Consider the following 26876-nt stretch of genomic DNA (forward strand, 5'->3'; position numbering starts at 1 on the left):
ACCTTGTGGGAGCTGGCTTGCCAGCGATGGCGGCCGATCAAACACTACGTTCCTGAAGGCTTCGCCGCTGGCTGCCAAAGAATCTCCGCAATCCCCTGCCGCCGCGCAATCAACCTTGCGGCCACAAAAAGCAAATCCGACAACCGATTGATGTACGCCAACCCCACCCCGGCCAGCGGCTCGATCGCATTCAAATGCTGACAGCGCCGCTCGGCACTGCGCGCCAGGCTGCGGCACACATGGGCCTGGGCAATCAGCATCGAACCGCCGGGCAGAATGAAATTCTCCAGCGGCCCCAATTCCTCATTCCATACATCAATCGCCGCTTCCAGGCGCTCGATTTCTGCCGTGTTCAGCGCCTGATACTCCGGCATCGCCAGCTCACCGCCCAGATCGAACAAACGATGCTGGCAAGGCGCGAGCACCTCGATCAGTTCATTCAGATCGGGGAACGCCTCGCGCTCGGCGATCAGCCCGGCCAGCAGCACGCCGACCTGACTGTTCAGCGTATCGACTTCGCCAATCGCTTCGATCCGCGGGTGATCCTTGGGGACGCGGCGGCCATCGCCCAGGCCGGTTTCGCCGGTGTCGCCGGTGCGGGTGTAGATCTTCGACAAGCGAAAGCCCATGGGTTACCTCGGTAGTTGATTGGTTTCGGCGGCGATGGCCGCCGGTTGGGTCAGTGGCAGGCGCAAGGTGAAGCAGGTGCCCTGGCCCGGCGCCGATTGCACTTCCATCTGCCCTTTGTGGTTGTTGGTGATGATGAAGTACGACACCGACAGCCCCAGCCCTGTGCCCTGGCCGATTTCCTTGGTGGTGAAGAACGGCTCGAAGGTGCGCTTGCGCACGCTCTCGCTCATGCCGATGCCGTTGTCCTCGACCTGGATCTCGGCCCATGGCGGATTGAGTTTGGTGCGCAGGATGATCCGCCCCGGCTCGCTGTCGTCTTCGCGCTGGTGAATGGCTTGCGCGGCGTTTTTCAGCAAGTTGAGCAGCACTTGTTCCAGTTCGTTGGCGGTGCCCGGCACCGGGCCGAGCGCCGGGTCGAACTGGCGGATGATCGCCTGGCCCTTGAAGTCGAAACCGATTGCCAGATCGAAGTCGTTACCGGCAATTTCCACCGCCTGATCAATCAGCGCCGGCAGATCGCAGGGGGCCATTTGCCTAGTGCTGCGGCGGCTGAAACTGAGCATGTGCGTGACGATTTTTGCCGCCCGCGCGCCGGCCTGCTGGATGCCGTCGAGCAGTTTCGGCACTTCGCGGCTTTGCAGGTAACGGTTGACCGTGTCCAGTTCGATGCCGAGCTGTTCGGCGGTTTCGAGGTTCTTCGGCAGATCCGCCGACAGCCGCCGGCGAATGTTCTGCACGTTGTGCAGGATCGCGCCGAGCGGGTTGTTGATCTCATGGGCCATGCCGGCGGCGAGGCCACCGACCGAGAGCATTTTTTCCGACTGCACCATCATTTCTTCCAGCGACAGGCGCTGGGTGATGTCGTCGATACGGATCACCACACCACGCCCGGCACCGCCCATCAGCGGATAAAAGGTCAGGGCGTAGTGCTTGGGTTCGTCATCCTTGAACCAGGTCACCCGTTCGATCTTCGCCACCGTGTGTTCTTCGACCGTTTGCTTCAGTTGTGGCAGAAACGGCTTGAGCGGTTCGAAGGCGAGGAAGATCGGTTGGTTCAGCGCCTCATCCAGGCGCGTGCCGGAGAGGGCGCTGGCCTCTTGGTTCCACTGGGTCACGTAGAGCTGCTCGTCGAGGGCGATCAGCGCTGAGGGCATGGAGTCGATGATGCTGTTGAGGTAGTTCTGGAATCCGGTGAGCTTCTTCTCGATCTTGCTCCGAACCTGGACTTCCAGCTCCAGTTTGCGGTTGGTGTGACGGGTTTCTTCGGCCAGGCCCTGGGCCTGATCGTAGGCGGCCTGCGAGTCATCGCGGGCGCGCTTGAGCTGCTGTTCGCGGGCTTCGATGCGCGAGAGCATGGTGTTGAACGCCTCGGCGAGGCTGCCGATTTCATCGTGGTTGCCGCGTGAGGCGCGCAGGGCATAGTTCTCTTCACGGGTGACCTGACGCGAGAGCTCTTCCAGTTCATGGATCGGCCGAGTGATCAGGCGTTTGATCTGCCGCGCAATCACCAGCCACAGCAGCACACTGAAAATCAGGATGCCGAGACTGGCAGTCAGGGTGCCGGTGTAGAACGCCATCGGCAGTTCACTGCTGGCGACCAGCAGCAAGTGCCCGGGCGCGGTGCCGGGGCGGGGCAGGGTGATCAACTGATTGCTGCGAAACTCGGTGAGCTGCCAGGCTTCGACGTGTCGATAGCGTTCCGGCAGATTGAGCTTGTCGCCACGCTGCACTTGGGCGATGCGGTCACCCTTGCCGTCATACAACGCGGCGGCGCGCAGTGGCGAATAGCTGTCGAGTTCCTTGAGCAGGCGTTCGGCGCTCTGGGGCGACTCGAGGGCTTGTGCGACCAGACTAGGGTTGGAGATCAGTCGGCCGATGGTCTGCAAAGCTTGCGGCGCCATGCTTTCCTGGGAGATGTAATAGGCGGCGCTGATAAAGGTCAGGTTGGCGACCAGCAGGACGGTGGTCAACAACACCAGCAGGGCGGCCAGCAGTTTCTGGCCGACCGGCAGGTTTTCAAGGCGCTGGCGCAATGGCATCAGGTTTATCGCAGCAAAGGAACAAGTGGCCAGCGTAGCCGCTGCTCAGTCGCTGGGCAATCCAAGGCTGCGCAGATGGCCGACCAGACGTTGCTGCAACTGAGTGAGGTGCGGCAGGTTCAGTTGATGACGGCTGGCGACTTTGCAGGCGTGGCCCAGCAGATAGCTGATTTCGGTGCGGCGGCGGTTGGCCACGTCCTGATACATCGACGAGTAATTGGCCGCCGTGGCGTGAATCACCCGTTCGACTTCCTGTTGCAGATTGACCGCGGCTGCCGGTTGACCGCAACGCTCCAGCAACTCGGCCAATTCGCTGCACAACGTGGCGACTTCGCATTGATGCTGTTCCAGCCCGCCGTTACGGCAATCGTGGAGCACGGTCAGCGGATTGATCGCGCAATTGAGTGCCAGCTTGCGCCACAACCGGGTGAGGATGTCGGTGCTCCATTCATGGGGGATTTTCGCCGCCTCAAGATCGTCCAGCCAGATCGGCGCCACCGGATGGCCGGCATCGCCTAACCAGGTGAAACCGTGGCCGGCAAACACCACGCGCCAGTCGCCGTCGCGGAACGCGCCTTCGGTGCTGGAGGCGCTGATGCAGCGTGCCTGCGGAACCACCGCTGCGACCGCGTCCTGACTGCCGAGACCGTTCTGCAGCAGGATCAGCTCGGCATCTGCGCTCAGGCGCGGGGCGAGGCGGGCGACGGCGTTTTCGGCGTCATAGGCTTTGCAGGCGACCAGCAGGCGGCGGATCGGCTCCGGGTCGTCCGCCGTTTGCGCAGGGACGGCATAGGTCGTGGCTGCGCCGTGTTCGACCAGCGTCAGACCACCGGCCGCCTGATAGCTGCGCAAGCGCTCGGCATCCCGCACGATCAGCCGCACCGGCAGACCGGCCCGCGCCAGACGCGTGGCCCACAGGGTGCCGAGGCTGCCGGCGCCAAGAACGTGCCAAGGGGTGGACATCAGTTTTTCACTCGGTAAGGTACTGGCATGCAAGGCTCGCCGTATCGGTGGGAAAAGACCCGTTATAATGAGCCGGATTTTAACCGCAAGCCAAGCGCGCTCCCTCCTTATCGAGCGCGCCTTTTTATTGGAGAGATTACATGCCGTCGTTCGACGTGGTATCCGAACTGGACAAACACGAGCTGACCAACGCGGTCGAGAACGCCGTGAAGGAACTTGATCGTCGCTATGACCTGAAAGGCAAAGGCAGCTTCGAGTTCAAGGAAAAGGACCTGACCGTCAATCTGACCGCTGAAGCCGGGTTCCAGCTGGAAGCGATGATCGAGATCCTCAAGCTGGCTCTGACCAAGCGCAAGATTGATGTGCAGTGCCTTGAAGTCAAAGACGCTTACGCCTCGGGCAAGCTGATGAAGCAGGACGCCATTCTCAAAGAAGGCATCGACAAGGAGTTGGCGAAGAAAATCGTCGCTCACATCAAGGACGCCAAGCTCAAGGTGCAGGCCGCCATTCAGGGCGAGCAGGTGCGGGTGACCGGCAAGAAGCGCGATGACCTGCAGGAAGCCATCGCGGCTCTGCGCGCCAAGGAATTCGGCATGCCACTGCAGTTCAACAACTTCCGCGACTAAGCTCGGTCAGAAGATTTGTGGGAGCGAGCCTGCTCGCGAAGGCGGCGTGTCAGTCAACCTCCTGGCTGAATGACACACCGCCTTCGCGAGTAGGCTCGCTCCCACATTTGATTTATGTGCACCCCGGCGGGTTTCTGCCGCTTATCTTTCGCGTGCCGAATGGCCGGAAATCAGGAGATGGAAGATGGATTTGAATGCTGAGGTAGACAACCTGGTCAAGGCGTCCCAGGCGTGGATTCCGATGATCATGGAATACGGCAGCCGCGTGCTGCTGGCGGTGATTACCCTGGCCATTGGCTGGTGGCTGATCAACAAGGTCACGCAAAAACTCGGCGGTCTGCTGGCCCTGCGTAATGCCGACCTGGCGCTGCAAGGCTTCATCAGCAGTCTGGCGAACATCATTCTCAAGGTGCTGCTGATCGTCAGCGTGGCCTCGATGATCGGCGTGGAAACCACCTCGTTCGTGGCCGCGATTGGTGCTGCCGGCCTGGCCATCGGTCTGGCGTTGCAGGGCAGCCTGGCGAATTTCGCCGGCGGCGTGTTGATTCTGCTGTTCCGTCCGTTCCGTATCGGTGACTGGATCGAAGCGCAAGGTGTGGCGGGTACGGTCGACAGCATCCAGATTTTCCACACCGTGCTGCGTACCGGTGACAACAAGACCATCATCGTCCCGAACGGCAATCTGTCGAACGGCATCATCACCAACACCAACCGTCAACCAACCCGTAAAGTGGTGTTTGACGTGGGTGTGGATTACGAAGCTGATCTGCAAAAGGCCCGTCAGGTGCTGCTGGATCTGGCCAAGGATGAGCGCGTATTGCAGGACCCTGCGCCACAAGCGGTCATTTCGACGTTGGGTGACAGTTCGATCACTGTTTCCCTGCGTGTGTGGGTTAAAACTGCAGACTATTGGGACGTGATGTTCATGTTTAACGAACAGTCGCGTGACCGTTTGAAAACTGCCGGTATTGATATTCCGTTTCCACAGCGTGTGATTCGTGTTGTGCAGGAAGGCGCTACCCAGTAACAACATTGATTTCTGGCCAGAGGGTCAGTTAGTTGTTATCAGACCCAAGAGATGTGCTCCGCTCTTGGGTTTTTTGGCGGTTTCAAAGTTTGCAGGCTAATTGATAGTTGGCTAATTTTATTCCAAGGAAATTATGAGCGAAAAAAAACCGCCCACCTGCTTCAGGTGGGCGGTTTTTTTTGAGCGCTGCTCTGGAGTAACGCGAATTTACATCCCAATTACAGGATGTGCAGCGGATACTCAACGATTACACGCACGTCATTGTTGTCTGCGGTGTAGTCAGCATTGTACGCACCGTTTGCGCGATAGATCGCGCTACGCAGGCGGAACGACAGATCCTTGGCTGGACCTTCCTGCAGTACGTATTTGGTTTCAAAGTTGAACTCGTTTTCCTTGCCTTCGGTGTCAGCCGTGGTCTTGATGTTGTCGCCTTTGACGTAACGTGCCATGAAGCTCAGGCCAGGAACGCCGTAGGTCTTCATGTTCAGGTCGTAGCGAGCCTGCCAGGAACGTTCGTCGCGACCGATAAAGTCGGAGATCTGGATGGAGTTGGCTACGAAGATCGTGCTGTTACCGTCCACGCCGTACAGGTAGTTGGTGTCGCCAGTGGAGCGCTGGTGAGCGATGGTGAATTTGTGCGCACCGATGCTATAAGCTGCCGCAAGGCTCCATAGCTTGTTGTCGAGCTTGCCGTAAAGCGCCTGACCCTGATCCTTGGTGCGATAACCGTTGAAGTCGATGTTCAGCGATTGATCGTCTGCGATCGGGAAGGTGTAGTTGGCGTTGATGTATTGCTTCTTGAAGTAGTCGTCAACGTCAGATGCAGCGACACCGGCAACGAAGTTATCGGTGAACTGGTAGGTTGCGCCAGCGATGTCGGCGCTGGTCAAGCCTGGAGTGTGCTTGCCGTTGATGCTGTCCTTGCCCATCCCGGTTTGCGAGCTCAGCGCGGTAAAGCGACCAGCGGTCAGTTCCAGACCTTTGATCTCTTTGCTGGTGATCAAGGTACCCTCGGCAACTTCAGGCAGCAAACGGCTGTCGTCGGTAGCGAACACTGGGCTGGCAACGAATTGACGGCCGTACTTCAGAGTAGTGTCGGAGAGGCGGAACTTCACCGCTGCGCCGGTTTTGCCCTGCGATTTTTCTGGTTCATTATCGCTATCACGGGCAAACAGACCGTTGCCCGAACGACCCTCACCACCATCCAGCTTCACGGTACCCATGGCCATCGCGTCGAGACCAAAACCGATGGTGCCTTGAGTGAAGCCCGATTCGTAGGTCAGCAGTTGGCTGATCCCGGTGTCCTGGCGATAACCGCTCTTGTATGTCGTTGGACCTGTCTGGATGTTACCGGCACCATTACGGAAGTCGCGGTTCATGTATTCCATACGGGTTTTCAGATTCAGACTCTGGTCTTCCAGGAACCCTTTGGCGTCATCCTGCGAAGATGCCATTGCGAACTGCGAGGTGCCTGCTGCAACAGCCAGGGCGATCATGCTCCACTTCATCACGCGCATCGTGATTTGCTCCTTTGGTTTTTAGAAGAGTACTGCCGTCCCACCTGTTTTATTATCTGGGCGGCTCTTTCTTTTTGTGTCGGCGCAAACTTATATCACGCCGACATTGTTGGCGATACTTGCTAATCCAACCTTTCACCTTCTTTACGACGCTGTCGCAGATGGCTTTGTAGATGTCGCAAATTCACAGTACCGATGCAATCGGATCGACAACTTTCTCGCTGTTTTTCTAGCCTTTTGCATCGCTAAAAAAGAGTCCCTGGCAAAACACTTGAATCTCCATCGGGCAACCCTGCCACTGTTTTTGTTGGGCCTAAGGCTCCCACTTCCCGTGGTGCGCTTATAGTCCATATGGGTACGAATGCAACAAGCGTGCACAAACCGCTTTCTCTATGCGGTTATTTTTCTGAACACTCGTCACTCGCTGTAAAAACCTCATAAATACTGGGCCTCAAGCCCTTCTTTATCAGGGCTTGACGCCATCCCTCGCTTGGTGTTGTCGAGCAGGTTCGTGCGCGCGACAACGAAAAACGTTACCGGTTCACCCCGCCGGTGAGTATTCGGCGGATGCCCGACGCACTGAGCGTAGACGCGCTGTGCGGTTTTGGTGCAAAAATTTTTCCAGTTGTTCCGGATTCATACAGTTTGAGCGGGAGCAGGGGATGAACGCTTTGGGCTTTTCTGGTCATTTCATTGTGCTGCACCGCGCAGTCGGTTCCGTCATGGTGCGTGCCGCCCGAAAATGTCGCATGCAGGAGCGTTGAGCAATGTCTGTCCTGGCACGCTCATCGTGAAGCCCGGCGCATTCGCAGGTATGCTGCCTGCCTGTCGCTTGGCGTCATGCCTGTCTGGATGGCCGCTAAGCTGAATTGTGTAGATCAGCCGGGAGTGCACGCAGTGTTTGCTTTAGATTCACGACTTCAACAGGACACCCTGACCATCGGCGATTTCCCGCTCTGCCGGCTGCTGCTGTCCAACGATGCCAATTACCCGTGGTTCATCCTGGTGCCTCGTCGCGACGATATCAGCGAGTTGTTTCAGTTGGATGTCGCCGACCAGCAGCAGTTGTGGCAGGAAACCACGGCGCTGGCCGAGTTGCTCAAGGACTTGTTCGATGCCGACAAGCTGAACGTCGCGACGCTGGGCAACGTTGTCAGCCAGTTGCATATGCATGTGATCGTGCGCAAGCGTGACGACGCGGCATGGCCGGCGCCGGTCTGGGGCAAACACCCGGCCAAACCCTACAGCGCCGAGCAGGTCGCGAGCATTCGTGAGCGGTTGCGTCTGGTGCTGACCGAACACTTCACGTTTCTGGAGGGTTGAACCATGAACCTTGAAGAACGCGTCACCGATCTGGAAAGCCGTCTGGCTTTTCAGGATGACACCATTCAGGCGTTGAACGACGAACTGGTGGCGCAGCAGCGGGTGATCGAGCGCCTGCAGTTGCAAATGGCGGCGTTGCTCAAGCGTCAGGAGGAGATGGTCGGGCAGTTCGATTCTTTCGAGGAAGAGGCGCCACCACCGCATTACTGATGCCAACACCTTTATGCAGGCGTAAAAAAACCGCGAGCAGCCTGGCTGTTCGCGGTTTTTTATTGCCTTGGATCAGCGACGCGGCAGGGCGGCGATCACGTCCTCGGCTTGCAGGCCTTTATCCCGGTTCATCACCGAGAACTCAACGCGCTGGCCTTCGACCAGTACGCGGTGGCCTTCGCCACGGATTGCACGAAAGTGCACGAAAATATCATCGCCGGAATCCCGGGAGATAAAGCCGAAGCCTTTGGACGTGTTGAACCACTTGACGGTACCGGTATCGCGGTTGCTCATGTCATAGCTGACAGGTGCGGCAGTCGGTGAAGATTTGTAGAAGCTCACCGCCAGATGCACAACCACGGCAACCAGAGCGATCACCAGGCTGAACAGCACGGCCGGTTGACCGGCGATGACAGGCATCGGTGCGATCAGGGTCAGGGTTTGCAGGACGACAGTCAGCACGAGAAGAGCGCTGACCAGATTTTGCAGATGCTGGCGCGGGCCTTTGTTCCAGTAAGGAATCACTGGAGCGATGACCAGATTCAGCAGGCCGAAAAAGGCCAGGTAAAGTGCATCGGGTTGTTGCAGGTAAGGAACGGCTTCGGATTTCAAGCTAGGTATGAACGACAGCAGCAAGGCCGCTGCGCCCATTAGCAGGTGGACGATTTTCAACATTTTGATTGGCTCACGTTATGACGGCTCACAAGGAAGAGCTGAAGGCGCACGGTTCGCTTCGGAAAAATAAAGAGGCGTTGGACACGTGCCCGGCATCAGCCTATGCGCGACACCCCCGAAAAATGGGGCGTAGCGACACACTGCCTATTTAACAGCAAAGCCTGCAGCTACTCAAATTACCCCGGCCAGCGGCACGTGCCCGGTCGATTTGTCGCATGGCGAGTGAAGATTGTCGGCTGCGAGGTGGCGGCTGCCTTGCTAGAGTGGGTCTGCACCTGTTGGATGAATTCAATCGCCTTAGGGGGTAAACATGGCAATCGATATCGGTATCAGTGAAGAAGATCGCAAGTCCATCGTCGAGGGGCTGTCGCGGCTGCTGTCGGACACCTACGTGCTGTATCTGAAAACCCATAACTTCCACTGGAACGTCACCGGTCCCATGTTCAGGACCCTGCATCTGATGTTCGAAGAGCAATACAACGAGCTGGCGCTGGCGGTGGATCTGATCGCCGAGCGTATCCGCGCTCTGGGTTTTCCTGCGCCGGGTGCCTACGCGACTTACGCGCGTCTCTCCTCTATTAAAGAAGAAGTCGGGGTGCCAAGTGCCGAGGACATGATCAAGCAGTTGGTCGATGGCCAGGAAGCGGTCACTCGCACCGCTCGCGGCATCTTCCCGCTGTTGGACAAGGTCAGTGACGAGCCGACGGCCGACTTGCTGACCCAGCGCATGCAGGTGCATGAGAAGACCGCGTGGATGTTGCGCGCGTTGCTCGAGGCCTGATAGTTCGGTGCGCGGACGTCCGCAGGTGTGGATGTCCGCATACTGTTTCAAATCTTACTGAACATGTCGGCTTATCCTACGCTGCTGGGCAACTAGTCATCTGGCGCTGACTTTGCGTCTGCGTTTTTATGAAGGCACAGGATGTTGTCTTTATAAAAGCAGCGATGACAAAGGAGTGTCAGCGATATGGTAGGTGGAGACAGGCGATGCGAGCATGTCGGTTCGCAACGGGAAATGAAGGTCGATCCGTTTGTCAGCGATTTCGATTTTGAGCTGATCCGGCCGCTGGCCAGATCAGTGCGTTTGAACGGCTTTGCCACTTGCTTGAGGCTCGAGCAGGTTTACTGGAACATTCTTGGTGACATGGCCGGGCACAACGGCTGTTCGGTCAGCACGCTGCTGTCACATGTGGACCGCGAAGTGCACCTGCGCCACGGCGGGGTGAAAAACTTCAGTGGTCTGGTACGGGTGGTGTGCGTGATGAATGGCCTGCGCGATACTCCGGCGGCCTTCATGCCCTGAACGGGCAATACTTGAAATGACGTGGCGGGCTGTGCAGTCTTACGGCTGCACAGCCCGCATTTAATGGATATAATCCCGCTCTTTCGCCGCAAAGCCCTGCGCGCGGTGGCAATCTGATCGCCGAGACACCCCCATGCCGATGTACGATTATCAATGTGCTTCCTGTGGTCATCAGTTGGAAGCCATTCAAAAGATCAGCGAGGCACCGCTGGTCGACTGCCCTGCCTGTCAGGCGCCAGAGCTCAAGAAACAGCTGTCCATGCCGGGTTTTCGCCTCAGCGGCAGCGGTTGGTACGAAACCGATTTCAAGACCGGAGCCAAGAAGAATCTGGCCGGTGGCGACAAATCTGACTAGGGTTCAGGCCCAGGTCGAACGACACGCGTGAGATTTCGCAGTGCTTGAGTGCGACGGGATCTCCACCGAATTTCGAATTACGAGAAGCGAAACCACTACCATGATGCGCAGCCATTATTGCGGCCAACTGAACGAAAGCCTGGAAGGCCAGGAAATTACCCTTTGCGGATGGGTTCACCGTCGTCGCGACCACGGCGGGGTGATTTTCCTCGATATCCGTGATCGTGATGGTCTGGCTCAGGTGGTGTTCGATCCGGATCGCGCCGAGAGCTTCGCCGCCGCCGATCGCGTGCGCAGCGAATACGTCGTGAAAATCACCGGTAAGGTGCGTCTGCGTCCGGCCGGTGCGACCAACGCCAACATGGCGTCGGGCATGATCGAAGTGTTGGGCTACGAGCTGGAAGTGCTGAACGAGTCGGAAACCCCGCCGTTCCCGCTCAACGAATACTCCGACGTCGGCGAAGAAACCCGCCTGCGCTACCGCTTCCTGGACCTGCGTCGTCCGGAAATGGCCGAGAAGCTGCGTCTGCGTTCGCGCATGACCACCAGCATCCGTCGCTTCCTCGACGAGAACGGCTTCCTCGACGTGGAAACGCCGATTCTGACCCGTGCTACCCCGGAAGGCGCCCGCGACTACCTGGTGCCGAGCCGTACTCACGCCGGTTCGTTCTTCGCGCTGCCGCAATCGCCTCAGCTGTTCAAGCAACTGCTGATGGTTGCCGGTTTCGACCGTTACTACCAGATCGCCAAATGCTTCCGCGACGAAGACCTGCGTGCCGACCGTCAACCTGAGTTCACTCAGATCGACATCGAGACCAGCTTCCTCGACGAAAAAGACATCATGGGCCTGACCGAAGGCATGATCCGCAACCTGTTCAAGGAAGTGCTGGATCTGGAATTCGGCGAATTCCCGCACATGACCTTTGAAGAAGCCATGCGTCGTTACGGTTCCGACAAGCCGGACCTGCGTAACCCGCTGGAACTGGTCGACGTTGCCGATCAACTCAAAGAAGTCGAATTCAAGGTGTTCAGCGGCCCGGCCAATGATCCGAAATGCCGTATCGCTGCACTGCGCGTTCCAGGCGGGGCGAGCATGCCGCGCAAGCAGATCGACGACTACACCAAGTTCGTCGGCATCTACGGTGCCAAGGGCCTGGCGTACATCAAGGTCAACGAGCGCGCTGCCGGTGTTGAAGGTCTGCAATCGCCGATCGTGAAAAACATCCCTGAAGCCAACCTCAACGTGATCCTCGATCGCGTCGGCGCGGTTGACGGCGACATCGTGTTCTTCGGCGCCGACAAGGCCAAGATCGTCAGCGAAGCCCTGGGCGCGCTGCGTATCAAGCTGGGCCACGACCTCGACCTGCTGACCTGCAAGTGGGCGCCAATGTGGGTCGTCGACTTCCCGATGTTCGAAGAGAACGACGACGGCAGCTTCTCGGCGCTGCACCACCCGTTCACCGCACCGAAGTGCTCCCCTGAAGAGCTGGAAGCCAATCCGGCCGGCGCCCTGTCCCGCGCCTACGACATGGTGCTGAACGGTACCGAGCTGGGTGGCGGTTCGATCCGTATCCATCGCAAGGAAATGCAACAAGCGGTGTTCCGCCTGCTGGGTATCAATGAAGCGGAACAGGAAGAGAAGTTCGGCTTCCTGCTCGACGCGCTGAAGTACGGTGCACCGCCGCACGGTGGTCTGGCCTTCGGTCTGGACCGTCTGGTGATGCTGATGACCGGCGCCCAGTCGATCCGTGAAGTGATTGCTTTCCCGAAAACCCAGAGTGCTGCGGACGTCATGACGCAAGCGCCGGGTGTGGTGGATGCCAAGGCGCTGCGCGAGCTGCACATTCGTTTGCGCGAAACGCCAAAGGCTGAGTAAGACGGGCCTGAAGGCGCATCTTCGGATGCGCCTTTTTTCTTTCTATAGAGAGCAGGTCGAGATTTTTTGTTTGCTGGCTGCTGCATGAGCAGGGCGGGCAACGTTTCAAGAGAATTCGGAGCGAGTTATGGCAGGTCATTCCAAGTGGGCGAACATCAAGCACCGCAAAGAACGTCAGGATGCCAAGAGAGGCAAGATCTTCACCAAGTGGATCCGTGAACTGACCGTTGCGGCCCGTCAGGGCGGCGGCGATCCGGGTTCCAACCCGCGTCTGCGCCTGGCCCTGGACAAGGCCCTCGGTGCGAACATGAGCCGCGACATCATCGACCGCGCCGTTGCGCGTGGCGCCGGTGCGACCGAAGCGGACAACGTTGAAGAGCTGACCTATGAAGGTTACGGCCCGGGCGGCGTGGCGGTGATGGTCGAGTGCATGACCGACAACCGCAACCGTACCGCAGCTGCCGTGCGCCATGCGTTCAGCAAATGTGGCGGCAACCTCGGTACCGACGGTTCGGTTGCGTACCTGTTCGAACGCAAAGGGCAGATCAGCTTCGCCCCGGGCGTCGACGAAGACGCCCTGACCGAGGCGGCGCTGGAAGCCGATGCCGACGACGTGGTCAGCCATGAAGACGGCTCGATCGATGTGTTCACCTCGTTCACCAGCTTCTATGCGGTGCGTAACGCGTTGGAAGCGGCCGGGTTCAAGGGTGACGACGCAGAAATCGTCATGCAGCCGACCACCAGTGCCGAACTGGATCTGGAAGGCGCGGAGAAGGTGCTCAAGCTGATCGACATGCTCGAGGATCTGGATGACGTGCAGAACGTCTACTCCAACGCGGACATTCCGGAAGACGTGGCCGCTCAGCTCGGTTAAGAGCGACTAGGCTTCAATGTGGGAGCGGGCTTGCTCGCGAAGGCGGCGTATCAGCAAGCATCAATGCTGAATGACACACCACCTTCGCGAGCAAGCCCGCTCCCACATTGGATATTCGCTGTTTTGAATTTCTTGTTTTTACCGACTCCGCAGGCGTTATGACTTTAATTCTGGGTATCGACCCCGGCTCGCGCATCACCGGTTACGGGATTGTTCGCGATACCGGCCGCGGCGGCTGCATCTATGTGGCCTCGGGCTGCATTCGTACCGGCGCCGGTGAGTTGCATGAGCGGCTGCAGATCGTTTATCGCGGCGTGCGTGAAATCATTCAGACCTATGGCCCGGTGACCATGGGCATCGAAAAAGTGTTCATGGCGAAAAACGCCGACTCGGCCCTCAAGCTCGGCCAGGCTCGCGGCGCCGCCATTGTGGCTGGCGCTGAAGAGTGCCTGGAGATTGCCGAATACACCGCCACCCAGGTCAAGCAAGCCGTGGTCGGCACCGGCGCCGCCAATAAAGAACAGGTGCAGATGATGGTCATGCACATGCTCAAGCTGACCAGCAAACCGCAGATCGATGCCTCGGATGCCCTGGCCATCGCGATTTGTCACGCGCACACCCGTTCCAGCCTGCTGCCGCATGGCCTGGGAACCGCACGCAGTCGTGGCGGGCGCCTGCGTCTCTGATAGCATCAGCAATCATTTTTGCGGAATGCGGATTTCGCGCCTGGGTCGTCGGCCCGATTCCCGCCTTCCATCTGTCGCCAGCCCCCGGCTGGCCAACGCTCAAGGATCTGAAACGTGATTGGACGCTTGCGCGGCACCCTGGCTGAGAAACAGCCGCCGCACCTGATTCTGGATGTAAACGGCCTCGGGTATGAGCTGGAAGTGCCCATGACCACCCTTTATCGCTTGCCGTCGGTCGGTGAACCGCTGACGCTGCACACCCATTTGGTCGTACGCGAAGACGCGCAGTTACTCTATGGCTTTGCCGGCAAGCGTGAGCGAGACTTTTTTCGCGAGTTGATCCGTCTCAATGGTGTCGGGCCGAAACTGGCCCTGGCCTTGATGTCGAGCCTGGAAGTCGATGAACTGATTCGCTGCGTGCAATCCCAGGACACCTCGGCGCTGACCAAGGTCCCGGGGGTCGGCAAGAAAACCGCTGAGCGCCTGCTGGTTGAACTGAAGGATCGCTTCAAGGCCTGGGAAACCTCGCCGGCCATGTTCGCCCTGGTGCCGAATCAGCCGGACGGCCCGGCGCCGGTCAACACCGCTGAAAACGATGCGGTCAGCGCGCTGATTTCCCTGGGCTACAAGCCGCAGGAAGCGAGCAAGGCGATTACCGCCATCAAGGACAAGAATTTGAGCAGTGAAGACCTGATCCGCCGCGCCCTGAAGGGAATGATTTAAGTGATTGAAGCTGATCGTCTGATCGCCGCCGCGCACAGCCCGCGCGAGCGCGAAGAAGTCCAGGATCGGGCCATTCGCCCGGTCAGTCTGGCCGACTATATTGGCCAGCCGACCGTGCGCGAGCAGATGGAACTGTTCATCCAGGCGGCGCGGGGGCGCAGTGAATCGCTGGATCACACGCTGATCTTCGGCCCGCCGGGTCTGGGTAAAACCACGCTGGCCAACATCATTGCCCAGGAAATGGGCGTGTCGATCAAGAGCACGTCCGGTCCGGTGCTTGAGCGTCCGGGGGATCTGGCAGCGTTGCTGACCAACCTTGAGCCGCACGACGTGTTGTTCATCGACGAAATCCATCGTCTGTCGCCCATCGTTGAAGAAGTGCTGTACCCGGCGATGGAAGATTTCCAGCTCGACATTATGATCGGCGAAGGGCCGGCGGCGCGCTCGATCAAGCTTGATCTGCCACCGTTCACTCTCGTTGGCGCCACGACCCGTGCCGGCATGCTGACCAACCCATTGCGTGACCGCTTCGGTATCGTCCAGCGTCTTGAGTTCTACAGCACAGCGGATCTGGCGACGATTGTCAGTCGGTCGGCGGCGATTCTCGGTCTGCCGCTGGATCCGGAGGGTTCTTTCGAAATCGCTCGTCGTGCCCGTGGTACGCCGCGAATCGCCAATCGTCTGCTGCGTCGGGTGCGCGATTTTGCCGAAGTGCGCGCCAAGGGCCATATCACCAAGTCGGTGGCCGATCTGGCGTTGAACCTGCTGGACGTCGATGAACACGGTTTCGACCATCAGGACCGGCGCCTGCTGCTGACCATGATCGAGAAGTTCGATGGCGGCCCGGTGGGGATCGACAGTCTGGCGGCTGCCATCAGTGAGGAACGCCATACCATCGAAGACGTGCTGGAGCCGTACCTGATTCAGCAGGGTTACATCATGCGTACGCCACGGGGCAGGGTGGTGACACGGCATGCGTACCTGCATTTCGGTTTAAACATTCCGTCACGAATGGGTGAAATGCCCGTGGCAGACGAGTTTCTCGATGCCGTGGACGATTGATACACATTTTTTGGCGATTTATTCAGCGTTTGTACTGTCACAGGACGGTACTTTTGCGGTAAAGCCTTAAACACTGAAAAAACAGTTGCCTGGCCGGATTGGCAACCCGAGGAGTAAGCACTAGAGTATGCGCGCGCAAAACGGGCTTGAGCCGTTCGCACATCGTTGTCGCGTTTATTACGAGGACACCGATGCGGGCGGCATCGTGTATTACGTTAATTACCTCAAGTTTATGGAACGGGCTCGAACCGAGCGGCTCCGGACGCTGGGCTTTGCCCAGTCGGAACTGGCCGGGGAGGACCTGTTGTTTGTCGTGCATTCCAGCGAAGCGCGCTACCACGCGCCGGCGCGACTGGACGACGAACTGCTGGTAAGCGCTGATGTAATCGAATTGAACCGTGCCAGCCTGCGCTTTAAACAGCAGGTCAGGCGGGCCACGGATAATGTGCTGCTCTGTGAAGGGCAGTTTCTGGTGGCCTGCGTGCGCACCGACAGTTTGAAACCCCGGGCCATGCCCGAATCCTTGCGTGCGGCCTTTGCCGACGCGGGCGGCACGGGTACACACTCAAAGCAGGAGATAAAGCGTGGAAGCTAACGTCGTCGACCATTCCTCCATGTGGAGCCTGGTCAGCAATGCCAGCATCGTGGTGCAGTTGGTAATGTTGACCCTGGTGGCCGCATCGGTGACCTCATGGATCATGATCTTTCAACGCAGCAATCTGCTGCGTGCCGGTCGACGCGCCCTGGAGAGCTTCGAAGAGCGCTTCTGGTCGGGTATCGATCTGTCCAAGCTGTACCGTCAGGCCGGCAGCAACCCGGATCCGGATTCGGGTGTGGAGCAGATCTTCCGTGCCGGTTTCAAGGAATTCTCCCGTCTGCGTCAGCAGCCAGGGGTTGACCCGGAAGCGGTGATGGAAGGTGTGGCGCGGGCCATGCGCGTTGCCATCTCCCGTGAGGAAGAGAAGCTGGAGCAGAGCCTGCCGTTCCTCGCCACCGTTGGTTCGGTCAGCCCGTACATCGGTCTGTTCGGTACCGTGTGGGGCATCATGAACTCCTTCCGCGGTCTGGCCAGCGCCCAGCAGGCGACCCTGGCCACCGTGGCCCCGGGTATCGCCGAAGCCCTGATCGCCACCGCGATCGGCCTGTTCGCCGCGATCCCGGCCGTTATCGCTTACAACCGTTTCTCTGCCCGCAGCGAAACCTTGCTGAGCCGCTACTACACCTTCGCCGATGAGTTCCAGGCGATCCTGCACCGCAAAGTGCACACCAGCGAAGAATAAGCAGGTATTTCCCGATGGCTTTAATCGCTCGAGCCCGAAACAAGCGCAAGCCGGTCGCCGAGATGAACGTGGTGCCATACATCGACGTGATGCTGGTGCTGCTGGTTATCTTCATGGTGACCGCGCCGATGCTCAATCAGGGCGTGAAAGTGGATCTGCCCAAGGTTTCCAGCGAAGCCTTGCCGCAGGACAATAACACTCAGGTGCTGACCATTTCGATCAAGGCTGACAAGACCTACTACTGGAACCTTGGCAGCGAAGTCGATACCGAAAAGCAGCAGGACAGGGCAATGACCCTGCCGCAGATGACTGACGCGGTGACCAAGATCATTCGCGCCGGCACTGAAGGCGGCAAGCGTACCCAGGTCTTTATCCGAGGCGACAAGTCGGTCGACTACGGCGCCGTGATGGGTGCCATGGGCGGGTTGCAGAAAGCCGGGGTCGGTAATGTTGGTTTGATTACCGAGGCCCCCTGATGCAGCAACAGCGAGAGCCGTCCGCCTCGGAAAGCTACTTCTGGCCTAGTGTTCTGGCGATTGTCCTGCACGTGCTGGTGTTCGGCATGCTGTTCGTCAGTTTCGCCTTCACACCCGAGTTGCCGCCGGCCAAGCCGATTGTCCAGGCGACCCTGTACCAGCTGAAATCGAAAAGTCAGGCAACCACCCAGACCAATCAGAAGATTGCGGGTGAGGCGAAGAAATCCGCCGCGCGCCAGACCGAAGTCGAGCAGATGGAACAGAAAAAGGTCGAGCAGGAAGCGGTGAAGGCTGCGGAACAAAAGAAAGAAGAAGCGGCTCAAAAGGCCGAGGAAGCCAAGAAGGCCGACGAGGCGAAGAAAGCGGACGAGGCGAAAAAGGCTGATGAAGCCAAGAAAGCCGACGATGCGAAGAAAGCCGAGGCCAAGAAGGCAGAAGAGAAACAATTGGCTGATATAGCCAAGAAGAAAGCCGAAGAAGAAGCCAAGAAGGCGGCTGAAGAAGAGGCCAAGAAAGCGGCCGCTGAAGAAGCCAAGAAGAAGATCGTCGAAGACGCGAAGAAGAAAGCCGCCGAAGACGCCAAGAAAAAAGCTGAAGCTGAAGAGGCGAAGAAGAAAGTCGCCGACGAAGCGAAGAAGAAAGCTGCTGCCGATGCTGCGAAGAAGAAATCGCAGGAAGCGGCACGTAAATCCGCTGAAGAGAAAAAGGCTCAGGCCCTGGCAGATTTGCTTTCCGACACGCCACAGCGTCAGCAGGCCTTGGCCGATGAACAGGGTGACGAAGTCGCGGGCAGTTTCGATGACCTGATTCGTGCGCGAGCAGCGGAAGGTTGGGCGCGTCCGCCTTCGGCACGCAAAGGCATGACGGTCGTGCTGCAAATTGGCATGTTGCCGGACGGTACGGTGACTTCGGTCAGCGTGGCCAAGTCCAGTGGCGATGGTCCGTTCGATGCGTCGGCAGTTGCGGCAGTGAAGAATATTGGACGTTTGACAGAAATGCAGGGAATGAAGCCGAGCGATTTCGCTCCGTATCGTTCATTCAAGATGACATTCACACCTGAGGATCTAGCCTTGTGAGAAACCTTCTTCGAGGAATGCTGGTCGTGATCTGCTGCATGGCAGGGATCGCGATGGCTGATGAAAAGAACATTCTGGTCACCAGCGGCAGCGATCGGGCCACCCCGATCGCCGTCGTACCGTTCGGTATGCAGGGCGGTGCGGTGCTGCCGGACGATATGGCTGAAATCATTGGTAACGATTTGCGGAACTCGGGCTACTACTCGCCGATTCCAAAGCAAAACATGATCAGCCAGCCAAGCCAGCCGAGCGAAATCATCTTCCGTGACTGGAAGGCGGTGGGTGCTCAATACATGATGGTCGGCAGCATTGCTCCTGCGGGCGGTCGTCTGCAGGTGCAATGGGCACTGTTCAACGTGGCCACCGAGCAGAAAGTGGCTGACGGCAGTGTTTCCGGTACCACCGAGCAACTGCGTGACATGGCGCACTTCATCTCTGACCAGTCGTTCGAAAAACTCACCGGTATCAAAGGTGCGTTTTCGACCCGTCTGCTGTACGTGACAGCCGAGCGTTTCTCCGAGAAGAACACTCGCTACACCCTGCAGCGTTCGGACTACGACGGTGCCCGTGCCGTGACTCTGCTGCAATCGCGCGAGCCGATCCTGTCGCCGCGTTTCGCCCCGGATGGCAAGCGCATCGCCTACGTGTCGTTCGAGCAGAAGCGTCCACGGATCTTCATGCAGAACATCGACACCGGTCGCCGTGAGCAGATCACCAACTTCGAAGGCCTGAACGGCGCTCCAGCCTGGTCGCCGGATGGCAATCGCCTGGCTTTCGTACTGTCGAAAGACGGCAACCCGGACATCTATGTGATGAACCTGGGTTCGCGTCAGATCACTCGTGTGACGGCAGGTCCTGGCATCAACACCGAACCGTACTGGGGCAAGGATGGTTCGACCATCTACTTCACCTCGGACCGTGGCGGCAAGCCGCAGATCTACAAAACCAGCGCCAGCGGCGGTGGTGCCGAGCGTGTGACCTTCATTGGCAACTACAACGCCAACCCGAAGCTTTCGGCTGATGAAAAGACGCTGGTGATGATTCATCGCCAGGATGGTTTCACCAATTTCAAGGTGGCGGCCCAGGATTTGCAGCGAGGTAGTGTAAAGATCCTCACTGATAGCACTCTGGACGAGTCACCTACTGTTGCGCCCAACGGCACCATGGTAATCTACGCCACCCGCCAGCAGGGCCGGGGAGTCTTGATGCTCGTGTCCATTAATGGACGCGTGAGGCTCCCGCTTCCTACCGCACAAGGCGAAGTCAGAGAACCGTCCTGGTCCCCTTACCTGAACTGACGCGGCGCTTTACGTTTTACTTAACACACTGGGGTTCATTAGGAGTTTCACGATGGAAATGCTGAAGTTTGGTAAATTTGCTGCGCTGGCTCTGGCCATGGCTGTAGCTGTAGGTTGCTCGTCCAAAGGCGGCGACAACGCCGGTGAAGGCGCTGTTGATCCAAACGCTGGTTACGGCGCAAACACTGGTGCCGTTGACGGTTCCCTGAGCGAAGAAGCTGCTCTGCGCGCAATCACCACCTTCTACTTCGAATACGACAGCTCGGACCTGAAGCCAGAAGCCATGCGCGCTCTGGACGTTCACGCCAAAGACCTGAAAGCAAACGGCGCTCGCGTTGTTCTGGAAGGCAACACCGACGAACGTGGTACTCGTGAGTACAACATGGCACTGGGCGAGCGTCGTGCGAAAGCCGTTCAGCGCTACCTGGTACTGCAAGGTGTTTCCCCAGCTCAGCTGGAACTGGTTTCCTACGGCGAAGAGCGTCCAGTTGCTACCGGCAACGACGAGCAGTCCTGGGCTCAAAACCGTCGCGTCGAACTGCGTAAGTAATTCGATATGCGAACGTGCCGTCGTGCTGTAACTGTTCTGGCTCTCAGCCTCGCGCCGCTTGCGGCGTGGGCTGCGGTTCCTGTGGTCGATGACAACTCCGGTTATAACAATAGCGGGAGCAGTTATCCGCCTGCGGGTTACGGTACGAACGGCGCCTATGCCGGGGGAGCGGCTTCGGCCCCTGCCTCGGCACAGGGCATGCTGTTCAACCAACTGCAACAGATGCAGGATCAGATATCGCGCCAGCAAGGTGTGATCGAAGAACTGCAGAATCAGGTTGCGCGCATGAAACAGGAATCCCTGGAGCGATACCAGGATCTTGATCGGCGCATAGGATCCGGTGTTGCACCTGCCGCGACTCCTGAGAATTCTTCTGCCGGTGGCGATGCAAGTGCTGCTGCCGGTGCTGCCGCTGGCGCCGGGGCTGCTGCCGCCCAGGCACCTGCTGCAAGTAGCGAACCGGGTGATCCGGCCAAGGAAAAGCTGTATTACGATGCCGCTTTCGACCTGATCAAAGCCAAGGATTTCGACAAGGCCAGCCAGGCTTTCTCGGCATTCCTGCGCAAATACCCGAACAGCCAATACGCGGGCAATGCCCAGTACTGGTTGGGCGAAGTGAACCTGGCCAAGGGCGATCTGCAAGGTGCAGGTCAGGCTTTCGCCAAGGTGTCGCAGCTTTATCCCAAGCACGCCAAAGTGCCGGATTCGCTGTACAAGCTGGCTGATGTAGAGCGCCGCCTCGGTCACACCGACAAGGTCAAAGGCATTTTGCAACAGGTGGTTTCCCAATACCCGGGGACCTCCGCTGCTCAGTTGGCCCAACGCGATCTGCAACGCATGTAAGTGTGTTTGACCCGTTTGGAAGAAACCCGCGCTTGTCGCGGGTTTATTCGTTAGAATTCACGCCCTTTTTCTGAAACACGCTTCTGGTGATCTACGCGTTGGCGGGGTTGCCTGAAGTGCCTGACGGAGGCGGACAGCCTGTTTAGCTGTTACGCCCGTGGCGACTATGCAAGACACATTGAGAATTACCGAAGTTTTCTACTCGTTGCAGGGGGAAACGCGGACTGCCGGGCTGCCCACGGTTTTTGTGCGCCTGACCGGTTGCCCATTGCGTTGCCAATACTGCGACAGCGCCTACGCGTTCAGCGGCGGTACGATCCGCACCCTCGACGATATCCTCGAACAAGTGGCCGGGTTTCGCCCGCGCTACGTCTGCGTGACCGGCGGTGAACCGCTGGCGCAGCCCAATGCCATCCCGTTGCTCAAGCAATTGTGTGATGCCGGTTACGAAGTGTCACTGGAAACCAGTGGTGCACTCGATATCTCGGCGGTAGATTCGCGCGTCAGTCGCGTAGTCGACTTGAAGACGCCGGACTCCAAGGAGGCGCACCGCAACCGCTACGAAAACATCGAACTGTTGACGCCCAACGATCAGGTGAAGTTTGTCATCTGCTCGCGGGACGACTATGACTGGGCGGTTTCCAAACTGATCCAGTACGGTCTCGATCAACGTGCGGGTGAAGTGCTGTTTTCCCCAAGTCATCATGACCTCAATGCCAGGGATCTGGCGGACTGGGTGGTGGCAGACAACCTGCCGGTGCGGTTGCAATTGCAGCTGCATAAATATCTATGGAATGACGAGCCAGGGCGCTGATATGACTGAACAACTGAACACTCACGAAAAACGTGCAGTAATCCTGCTGTCGGGTGGCCTCGATTCGGCTACTGTGGTCGCGATGGCCCGGGCTGAAGGCTACGCCTGCTACACCATGAGTTTCGATTACGGCCAGCGCTCTCATGCGGAGCTGCATGCCGCAGCGCGCGTCGCTCGCGATCTGGGTGTGGTCGAGCACAAAGTGATCGGCCTGAACCTGAACGGTATGGGCGGCTCCGCGCTGACCGACACCAGCATCGATATCCCGGAAGAGCTGGGCGAGGGCATCCCGGTGACCTACGTGCCGGCGCGCAACACGGTGTTCCTGTCACTGGCGCTGGGCTGGGCTGAAGTGCTTGGCGCGCGTGACATCTTTATCGGGGTCAACGCGGTGGACTATTCCGGTTACCCGGATTGCCGTCCGGAGTTCATCGAGTCGTTCGAGCGCATGGCCAATCTGGCGACCAAGGCGGGCGTGGAAGGCAACGGTTTCCGCATCCAGGCACCGCTGCAGAACCTGAGCAAGGCGCAGATCGTCCAGGCGGGCGTGAAGCTGGGCGTGGATTACGGCCTGACCGTTTCCTGCTATCAGGCGGACGATGAAGGCCGCGCGTGCGGCAAATGCGACAGCTGCCGCCTGCGTGCAGAAGGCTTCGCAGCGGCCGGTGTAAGCGATCCAACACCTTATTTTTTATTTTTTTCAAAAAGGTGTTGAATAGTCCTTAAAAATCAGTATTATACGCGCCACCACACAGCGGGTCGTTAGCTCAGTTGGTAGAGCAGTTGGCTTTTAACCAATTGGTCGTAGGTTCGAATCCCACACGACCCACCATATTTGGCGGTTTAGAAAATCCGGAAGGCCCACGAAAGTGAGGATTTCCGGGTTTTTTTTTGCCTGCGATTCGGGCACCGCTCTGTTCATCGTTGCCTGTGCTGACACAGGTCAGAATCATCTTTTGTATCAACGGGATATTCTGTAGCCTTGCGCAGCTTCAACGCTGTCCGTGCCTGATAATACTCACTCTCCCGGCGGTACCCTCAAGTGGTCCGGAGCCGGGTGTATACTCGACTTTCGCGCGAAAGCGCCTGCAGGTCTTGCGAACATGACGCAGATTTCCGAACGCCTTCTGGTTCAAGCCCACCTCGATGCCAAACAGCCCAAACCGCTGACTGCCGAGGAAGAGGCCTACTACCGTTCCGCCATCGCCGCCGAGCTCAAGGCTCAGGACGCGGTGCTGGTGGCCCACTTCTATTGCGATCCGGTGATTCAGGCCCTGGCCGAAGAAACCGGCGGCTGTGTGTCCGACTCCCTCGAAATGGCGCGCTTCGGCAACGCTCACCCGGCCAAGACCGTGGTGGTCGCCGGCGTAAAGTTCATGGGCGAGACCGCGAAGATCCTCAACCCGGAAAAACGCGTGCTGATGCCGACCCTGGACGCGACCTGCTCGCTGGACCTCGGTTGCCCGGTGGACGAGTTCTCGGCATTCTGCGATCAGCACCCGGAGCGCACGGTGGTGGTGTACGCCAACACCTCGGCCGCGGTCAAAGCCCGGGCTGACTGGGTGGTAACGTCGAGCTGCGCACTGGAGATCGTCGAAAGCCTGATGGACAACGGCGAGACCATCATCTGGGGCCCGGACAAGCACCTGGGCACTTACATCCAGCGCAAGACCGGCGCTGACATGCTGCTGTGGGACGGTGCCTGCATCGTCCACGAAGAGTTCAAGTCCAAGCAGCTCGAAGACATGAAGGCGCTGTATCCGGACGCCGCGATTCTGGTGCATCCGGAGTCGCCGACCTCGGTGATCGAACTGGCAGACGCCGTCGGTTCCACCAGTCAGTTGATCGCTGCTGCGCAAAGCCTCCCGAACAAGACCCTGATCGTCGCCACCGACCGTGGCATCTTCTACAAGATGCAGCAGCTGTGCCCGGACAAGGTCTTCATCGAGGCGCCAACCGCCGGTAACGGCGCCGCGTGCCGCAGTTGCGCACATTGCCCGTGGATGGCCATGAACACCCTTGAGCGCACGCTCAAGAGCCTGAAGGAAGGGACGAACGAGATCTTTGTCGATCCGGCGCTGATTCCGCAGGCGATCCGTCCGTTGAAGCGCATGCTGGATTTCACCCAGGCGGCGCGGATGAAGCTGGCGGGTAACGCCTGAGGTCCTTCAGAAACAGCGCAAAACCTGTGGGAGCGAGCCTGCTCGCGAAGGCGGTGAATCAGCAAATATAAATGTCGGCTGATACTACGCTTTCGCGAGCAGGCTCGCTCCCACAGTGGTATTCGGTGTCTGGAAACTATTTGGTCTTCTTCGGAATCCGCACCACGCGGGTATCGGAGTAGATGTCGTGCCAGGTGCGCTTCTGCTTGTCGTACAGCGACCAGAGGAAGCCTAGCCCCACACACAGCCACGAAGCGATCGACACCATGAAGCGCAGCAGCGCCTGCCACAGGCTGATCGCGCTGCCATCGACGTTCTGTACGCGTATGCCCCATACCTGCATGCCCAGTGTCTGCCCGCCGTGGGTCCAGAACTTGGCGAAAAATGCGAACAGCACCAGCAGTAACACCGTGGAATACAGCGGATCGCCATCCATTTTTCCGGCGTCGGTCAGCACGCGCAGGCGTTCTTCACCGATGATCGCTGCCTGGATCAACTTGTAGACGAATCCGGTGACGATCAGCAGGGCAGTGCACAACAGGAAGTCATAGAACATCGCGGCCAGGCGCCGGCCGAGGCCAACAGCAGGAAAGTCGCCCTGGGGAGTGAGCAGGTTCTTCGACATGGCAGCCTCTGGACGCAAAATGAAGCGCCATTTTACGGATTCGCGCGCACAAAAAAGCCCCTGATATCAATATCAGGGGCTTTTTCGTTACAGAAGATTAACCTTCTGCTTGTACTTCATCAGCCTGCATGCCTTTCTGGCCTTGCACAGCAACGAAGGTCACTTTCTGGCCTTCTTTCAGGCTCTTGAAGCCGTTGCCCTGAATAGCGCGGAAATGCACGAACAGATCCGGACCGCTTTCTGGAGTGATAAAACCAAAACCTTTCTCGTCGTTAAACCACTTGACGGTACCGCTCTGACGTTGGGACATTTCTTATTTCCTTTGACGCATAAATTGATGACAGCCTCTTTCTCATGAAAGAGTACTGGGGCTGGTTGCAGGAGAGTAAGAAGACGTCGAGCGGGATGTAGCTAACTTGTAGGCTACTGCCCAGGTCACGATTCCAAGCTGACCCATGCAAACACAGTGGACAAACTCTACGCCAACTACGGGAGAAAAAACAAGCCCCGCGAAGGCCCCGGTTTTACTGTCCCTGCTGGCAGTTAGTCAGTCTGCTAGTGCGGCTTAGACGATTAGCTTGTTCAAAAGTTTTCGAACGTTATAAGTAAAGTTCATAATCGAATCAAATGTTAGAAAATGCACTTTTTTGTGGCGATTGCGTTACACATTAGTGCACGCATAACGCAATCGCGTTACTTATAGAAACAGTCAATCAACCACGATAGTAGCGTTGTGGAACAAATGGCATTTTGCTTACAAGCATTTGCACCTTTTTCCCACGAACGATGGCCCAGACTGGCGTATCCAGGGTGACATAAGCGCTGTCGAGGTAACCCATTGCCAACGGCCCGCCCAAGGTCGGACCGAAGCCGCCGCTGCACACGCTGCCGATGATTTCGCCCGCGTCGTTGACGATTTCTGCGCCTTCACGCACCGGCGTACGTTCCTGTGGCAGCAGACCGACGCGTTTGCGCGCGACGCCATTCTGCTGCTGAGCAAAAACTGTCTCTGCCCCCGGGAAACCACCGGCCCGTGCGCCGTCGGCACGACGTGGCTTGGAGATTGCCCACAACAGGCTGGCTTCGATCGGCGTGGTCTCGGTGTTCATGTCGTGCCCGTACAGGCACAGGCCGGCTTCCAGGCGCAGCGAGTCGCGGGCGCCGAGGCCGATGGCCTGAACTTCCGGTTCGGCCAGCAGGGCGCGGGCGAGTTTTTCTGCATCGGCGGCGGGCACCGAGATTTCGAAACCGTCTTCACCGGTGTAGCCCGAACGGCTGACGAAGCAATCCACGTCCAGCAGTTGCACGCGATTGAACTGCATGAACGTCATCTTCGCCACCTCTGGCGCAAGACGCGCCAGCACGGTGACCGCAGCCGGGCCTTGCAACGCCAGCAGCGCGCGCGCTTCGAACAGCTCCGTAATGGTGCACTGATCGCCAATGTGTTGTTGCAGATGCGCCAGATCCTGATCCTTGCACGCGGCGTTGACCACCAGGAACAGCTCGTCGTTACCGAGATTGGCGACCATCAGGTCGTCGAGGATGCCGCCGTTGTCGTTGGTGAACATTGCGTAGCGCTGCATGCCCACCGGCAGGTCGATGATATCCACCGGCACCAGGGTTTCCAGAGCCTTGGCGGCATTGGCGCCGGTCAGGCGGATCTGGCCCATGTGCGAGACATCGAACAGCCCGGCCTGTTCACGGGTGTGCTGGTGTTCTTTCATCACGCCCAGCGGGTATTGCACCGGCATGTCGTAGCCGGCGAACGGCACCATGCGGGCGCCGAGTTCGATGTGCAGAGCGTGCAGCGGGGTTTTCGACAGTTGTTCGGTGGACATGCGTGGCTCCTTGAAAGTTTGAGTT

Annotated in this window: 30 protein-coding genes and 1 tRNA gene; 23 read left to right on the top strand and 8 right to left on the bottom strand. The window is 58.4% G+C overall.

The features are described from left to right. Positions 1-44: 44 nt before the first annotated feature. Genes QRN61_RS08010 through QRN61_RS08020 form a run of 3 tightly spaced genes read right to left on the bottom strand, consistent with a single transcriptional unit; the run spans position 45 to position 3632 of the window. Positions 45-629 (bottom strand): cob(I)yrinic acid a,c-diamide adenosyltransferase, encoded by a 585-nt coding sequence (locus QRN61_RS08010; RefSeq protein ID WP_285373538.1) that lies wholly within the window; start codon positions 627-629, stop codon positions 45-47. Between the two features lie 3 nt (positions 630-632). After that, on the bottom strand, positions 633-2669 hold the full coding sequence (locus QRN61_RS08015; RefSeq protein ID WP_096795093.1) for a sensor histidine kinase: 2037 nt from the start codon (positions 2667-2669) through the stop codon (positions 633-635). A 45-nt stretch (positions 2670-2714) separates the two neighbouring features. Next, positions 2715-3632: a putative 2-dehydropantoate 2-reductase gene (locus tag QRN61_RS08020; protein WP_285373539.1), complete on the bottom strand. Its 918-nt coding sequence runs from the start codon at positions 3630-3632 to the stop codon at positions 2715-2717. A 140-nt stretch (positions 3633-3772) separates the two neighbouring features. Between QRN61_RS08020 and QRN61_RS08025 the strand changes: the two genes are divergently transcribed. Next, positions 3773-4258, top strand: coding sequence for a YajQ family cyclic di-GMP-binding protein (locus tag QRN61_RS08025; RefSeq protein WP_003227548.1), 486 nt, complete (start codon positions 3773-3775; stop codon positions 4256-4258). Between the two features lie 184 nt (positions 4259-4442). Next, on the top strand, positions 4443-5285 hold the full coding sequence (locus tag QRN61_RS08030) for a mechanosensitive ion channel family protein (protein ID WP_096795091.1): 843 nt from the start codon (positions 4443-4445) through the stop codon (positions 5283-5285). Between the two features lie 218 nt (positions 5286-5503). On the opposite strand, the gene QRN61_RS08035 is transcribed toward QRN61_RS08030, so the two are convergent. Then, on the bottom strand, positions 5504-6802 hold the full coding sequence (locus tag QRN61_RS08035; protein ID WP_096795090.1) for an OprD family porin: 1299 nt from the start codon (positions 6800-6802) through the stop codon (positions 5504-5506). Between the two features lie 897 nt (positions 6803-7699). On the opposite strand from QRN61_RS08035, the gene QRN61_RS08040 reads away from it, so the two are divergent. Together QRN61_RS08040 and QRN61_RS08045 are read left to right on the top strand one after the other, a co-directional pair. Beyond that, the gene (locus QRN61_RS08040; protein WP_027612530.1) at positions 7700-8125 is read left to right on the top strand and encodes an HIT family protein; all 426 of its coding nucleotides are present in this window, start codon (positions 7700-7702) and stop codon (positions 8123-8125) included. 3 nt (positions 8126-8128) lie between these two features. Continuing rightward, positions 8129-8335: a SlyX family protein gene (locus QRN61_RS08045; protein ID WP_007962092.1), complete on the top strand. Its 207-nt coding sequence runs from the start codon at positions 8129-8131 to the stop codon at positions 8333-8335. 72 nt (positions 8336-8407) lie between these two features. Here the strand turns inward: QRN61_RS08045 and QRN61_RS08050 are convergent, their stop codons facing one another. After that, positions 8408-9010 carry a cold-shock protein gene (locus tag QRN61_RS08050; protein ID WP_096795089.1) on the bottom strand — a complete coding sequence of 201 codons (603 nt, stop codon included), beginning with the start codon at positions 9008-9010 and terminating at the stop codon, positions 8408-8410. A gap of 310 nt (positions 9011-9320) precedes the next feature. On the opposite strand from QRN61_RS08050, the gene QRN61_RS08055 reads away from it, so the two are divergent. The 19 genes from QRN61_RS08055 to nadA all read left to right on the top strand — a co-directional run bounded on the left by QRN61_RS08055 (position 9321) and on the right by nadA (position 24388). Then, entirely contained in the window at positions 9321-9791 is a 471-nt protein-coding gene (locus QRN61_RS08055; protein ID WP_007912745.1) for a Dps family protein, read from the top strand. Between the two features lie 186 nt (positions 9792-9977). Further along, positions 9978-10313, top strand: coding sequence for a ribbon-helix-helix domain-containing protein (locus QRN61_RS08060; protein ID WP_096795088.1), 336 nt, complete (start codon positions 9978-9980; stop codon positions 10311-10313). Positions 10314-10446: 133 nt separating this feature from the next. After that, the gene (locus QRN61_RS08065; protein ID WP_003227532.1) at positions 10447-10668 is read left to right on the top strand and encodes an FmdB family zinc ribbon protein; all 222 of its coding nucleotides are present in this window, start codon (positions 10447-10449) and stop codon (positions 10666-10668) included. A 100-nt stretch (positions 10669-10768) separates the two neighbouring features. Next, positions 10769-12544 carry an aspartate--tRNA ligase gene (gene aspS, locus QRN61_RS08070; protein WP_003227530.1) on the top strand — a complete coding sequence of 592 codons (1776 nt, stop codon included), beginning with the start codon at positions 10769-10771 and terminating at the stop codon, positions 12542-12544. Positions 12545-12671: 127 nt separating this feature from the next. Continuing rightward, positions 12672-13418, top strand: a complete 747-nt coding sequence (locus tag QRN61_RS08075; RefSeq protein WP_003227527.1) for a YebC/PmpR family DNA-binding transcriptional regulator — start codon at positions 12672-12674, stop codon at positions 13416-13418. Positions 13419-13576: 158 nt separating this feature from the next. Further along, a complete protein-coding gene (gene ruvC / locus QRN61_RS08080; protein ID WP_007962095.1) occupies positions 13577-14104 on the top strand; it encodes a crossover junction endodeoxyribonuclease RuvC in 528 nt (175 codons plus the stop codon). A gap of 114 nt (positions 14105-14218) precedes the next feature. Then, a complete protein-coding gene (gene ruvA, locus QRN61_RS08085; protein WP_003227522.1) occupies positions 14219-14827 on the top strand; it encodes a Holliday junction branch migration protein RuvA in 609 nt (202 codons plus the stop codon). Beyond that, entirely contained in the window at positions 14828-15889 is a 1062-nt protein-coding gene (gene ruvB / locus QRN61_RS08090) for a Holliday junction branch migration DNA helicase RuvB (protein WP_007962024.1), read from the top strand. It abuts the gene before it with no gap. A 127-nt stretch (positions 15890-16016) separates the two neighbouring features. Beyond that, positions 16017-16484 (top strand): tol-pal system-associated acyl-CoA thioesterase, encoded by a 468-nt coding sequence (gene ybgC, locus QRN61_RS08095; protein WP_027612533.1) that lies wholly within the window; start codon positions 16017-16019, stop codon positions 16482-16484. Continuing rightward, on the top strand, positions 16474-17169 hold the full coding sequence (gene tolQ, locus QRN61_RS08100; protein ID WP_007912733.1) for a protein TolQ: 696 nt from the start codon (positions 16474-16476) through the stop codon (positions 17167-17169). The genes ybgC and tolQ overlap by 11 nt, the downstream gene beginning before the upstream one ends. 23 nt (positions 17170-17192) lie before the next feature. Further along, entirely contained in the window at positions 17193-17645 is a 453-nt protein-coding gene (tolR, locus tag QRN61_RS08105; protein ID WP_161794900.1) for a protein TolR, read from the top strand. Next, positions 17645-18721: a cell envelope integrity protein TolA gene (tolA, locus tag QRN61_RS08110; protein WP_041068568.1), complete on the top strand. Its 1077-nt coding sequence runs from the start codon at positions 17645-17647 to the stop codon at positions 18719-18721. Before tolR ends, tolA begins: the two co-directional genes overlap by 1 nt. A 17-nt stretch (positions 18722-18738) precedes the next feature. Beyond that, positions 18739-20019: a Tol-Pal system beta propeller repeat protein TolB gene (gene tolB, locus QRN61_RS08115; protein WP_164747834.1), complete on the top strand. Its 1281-nt coding sequence runs from the start codon at positions 18739-18741 to the stop codon at positions 20017-20019. A 52-nt stretch (positions 20020-20071) separates the two neighbouring features. Beyond that, positions 20072-20569: a peptidoglycan-associated lipoprotein Pal gene (gene pal / locus QRN61_RS08120; RefSeq protein WP_003178634.1), complete on the top strand. Its 498-nt coding sequence runs from the start codon at positions 20072-20074 to the stop codon at positions 20567-20569. A 6-nt stretch (positions 20570-20575) separates the two neighbouring features. Further along, positions 20576-21412: a tol-pal system protein YbgF gene (gene ybgF / locus QRN61_RS08125; protein ID WP_047296035.1), complete on the top strand. Its 837-nt coding sequence runs from the start codon at positions 20576-20578 to the stop codon at positions 21410-21412. Between the two features lie 166 nt (positions 21413-21578). Next, positions 21579-22226, top strand: a complete 648-nt coding sequence (gene queE, locus QRN61_RS08130) for a 7-carboxy-7-deazaguanine synthase QueE (RefSeq protein ID WP_027612537.1) — start codon at positions 21579-21581, stop codon at positions 22224-22226. A 1-nt stretch (position 22227) separates the two neighbouring features. Further along, positions 22228-22941, top strand: a complete 714-nt coding sequence (gene queC / locus QRN61_RS08135; RefSeq protein ID WP_285373540.1) for a 7-cyano-7-deazaguanine synthase QueC — start codon at positions 22228-22230, stop codon at positions 22939-22941. Between the two features lie 41 nt (positions 22942-22982). Beyond that, positions 22983-23058, top strand: a tRNA-Lys gene (locus tag QRN61_RS08140). 271 nt (positions 23059-23329) lie between these two features. After that, positions 23330-24388: a quinolinate synthase NadA gene (gene nadA, locus QRN61_RS08145; RefSeq protein WP_003227499.1), complete on the top strand. Its 1059-nt coding sequence runs from the start codon at positions 23330-23332 to the stop codon at positions 24386-24388. A 136-nt stretch (positions 24389-24524) separates the two neighbouring features. Here nadA and QRN61_RS08150 read toward each other — a convergent pair whose 3' ends face one another. The 3 genes from QRN61_RS08150 to gcvT form a co-directional block, all read right to left on the bottom strand. Then, the gene (locus QRN61_RS08150; protein WP_027612539.1) at positions 24525-25013 is read right to left on the bottom strand and encodes an RDD family protein; all 489 of its coding nucleotides are present in this window, start codon (positions 25011-25013) and stop codon (positions 24525-24527) included. A gap of 97 nt (positions 25014-25110) precedes the next feature. Continuing rightward, on the bottom strand, positions 25111-25323 hold the full coding sequence (locus tag QRN61_RS08155; RefSeq protein WP_007934683.1) for a cold-shock protein: 213 nt from the start codon (positions 25321-25323) through the stop codon (positions 25111-25113). 403 nt (positions 25324-25726) lie between these two features. Next, complete coding sequence (gene gcvT, locus QRN61_RS08160) at positions 25727-26851, bottom strand: glycine cleavage system aminomethyltransferase GcvT (RefSeq protein ID WP_285373541.1); 1125 nt, start codon at positions 26849-26851, stop codon at positions 25727-25729. Positions 26852-26876 lie beyond the last annotated feature (25 nt).

Source organism: Pseudomonas sp. lyk4-TYG-107, assembly GCF_030209055.1.
In the GTDB taxonomy this organism is placed as follows: Bacteria; Pseudomonadota; Gammaproteobacteria; order Pseudomonadales; family Pseudomonadaceae; genus Aquipseudomonas; species Aquipseudomonas putida_A.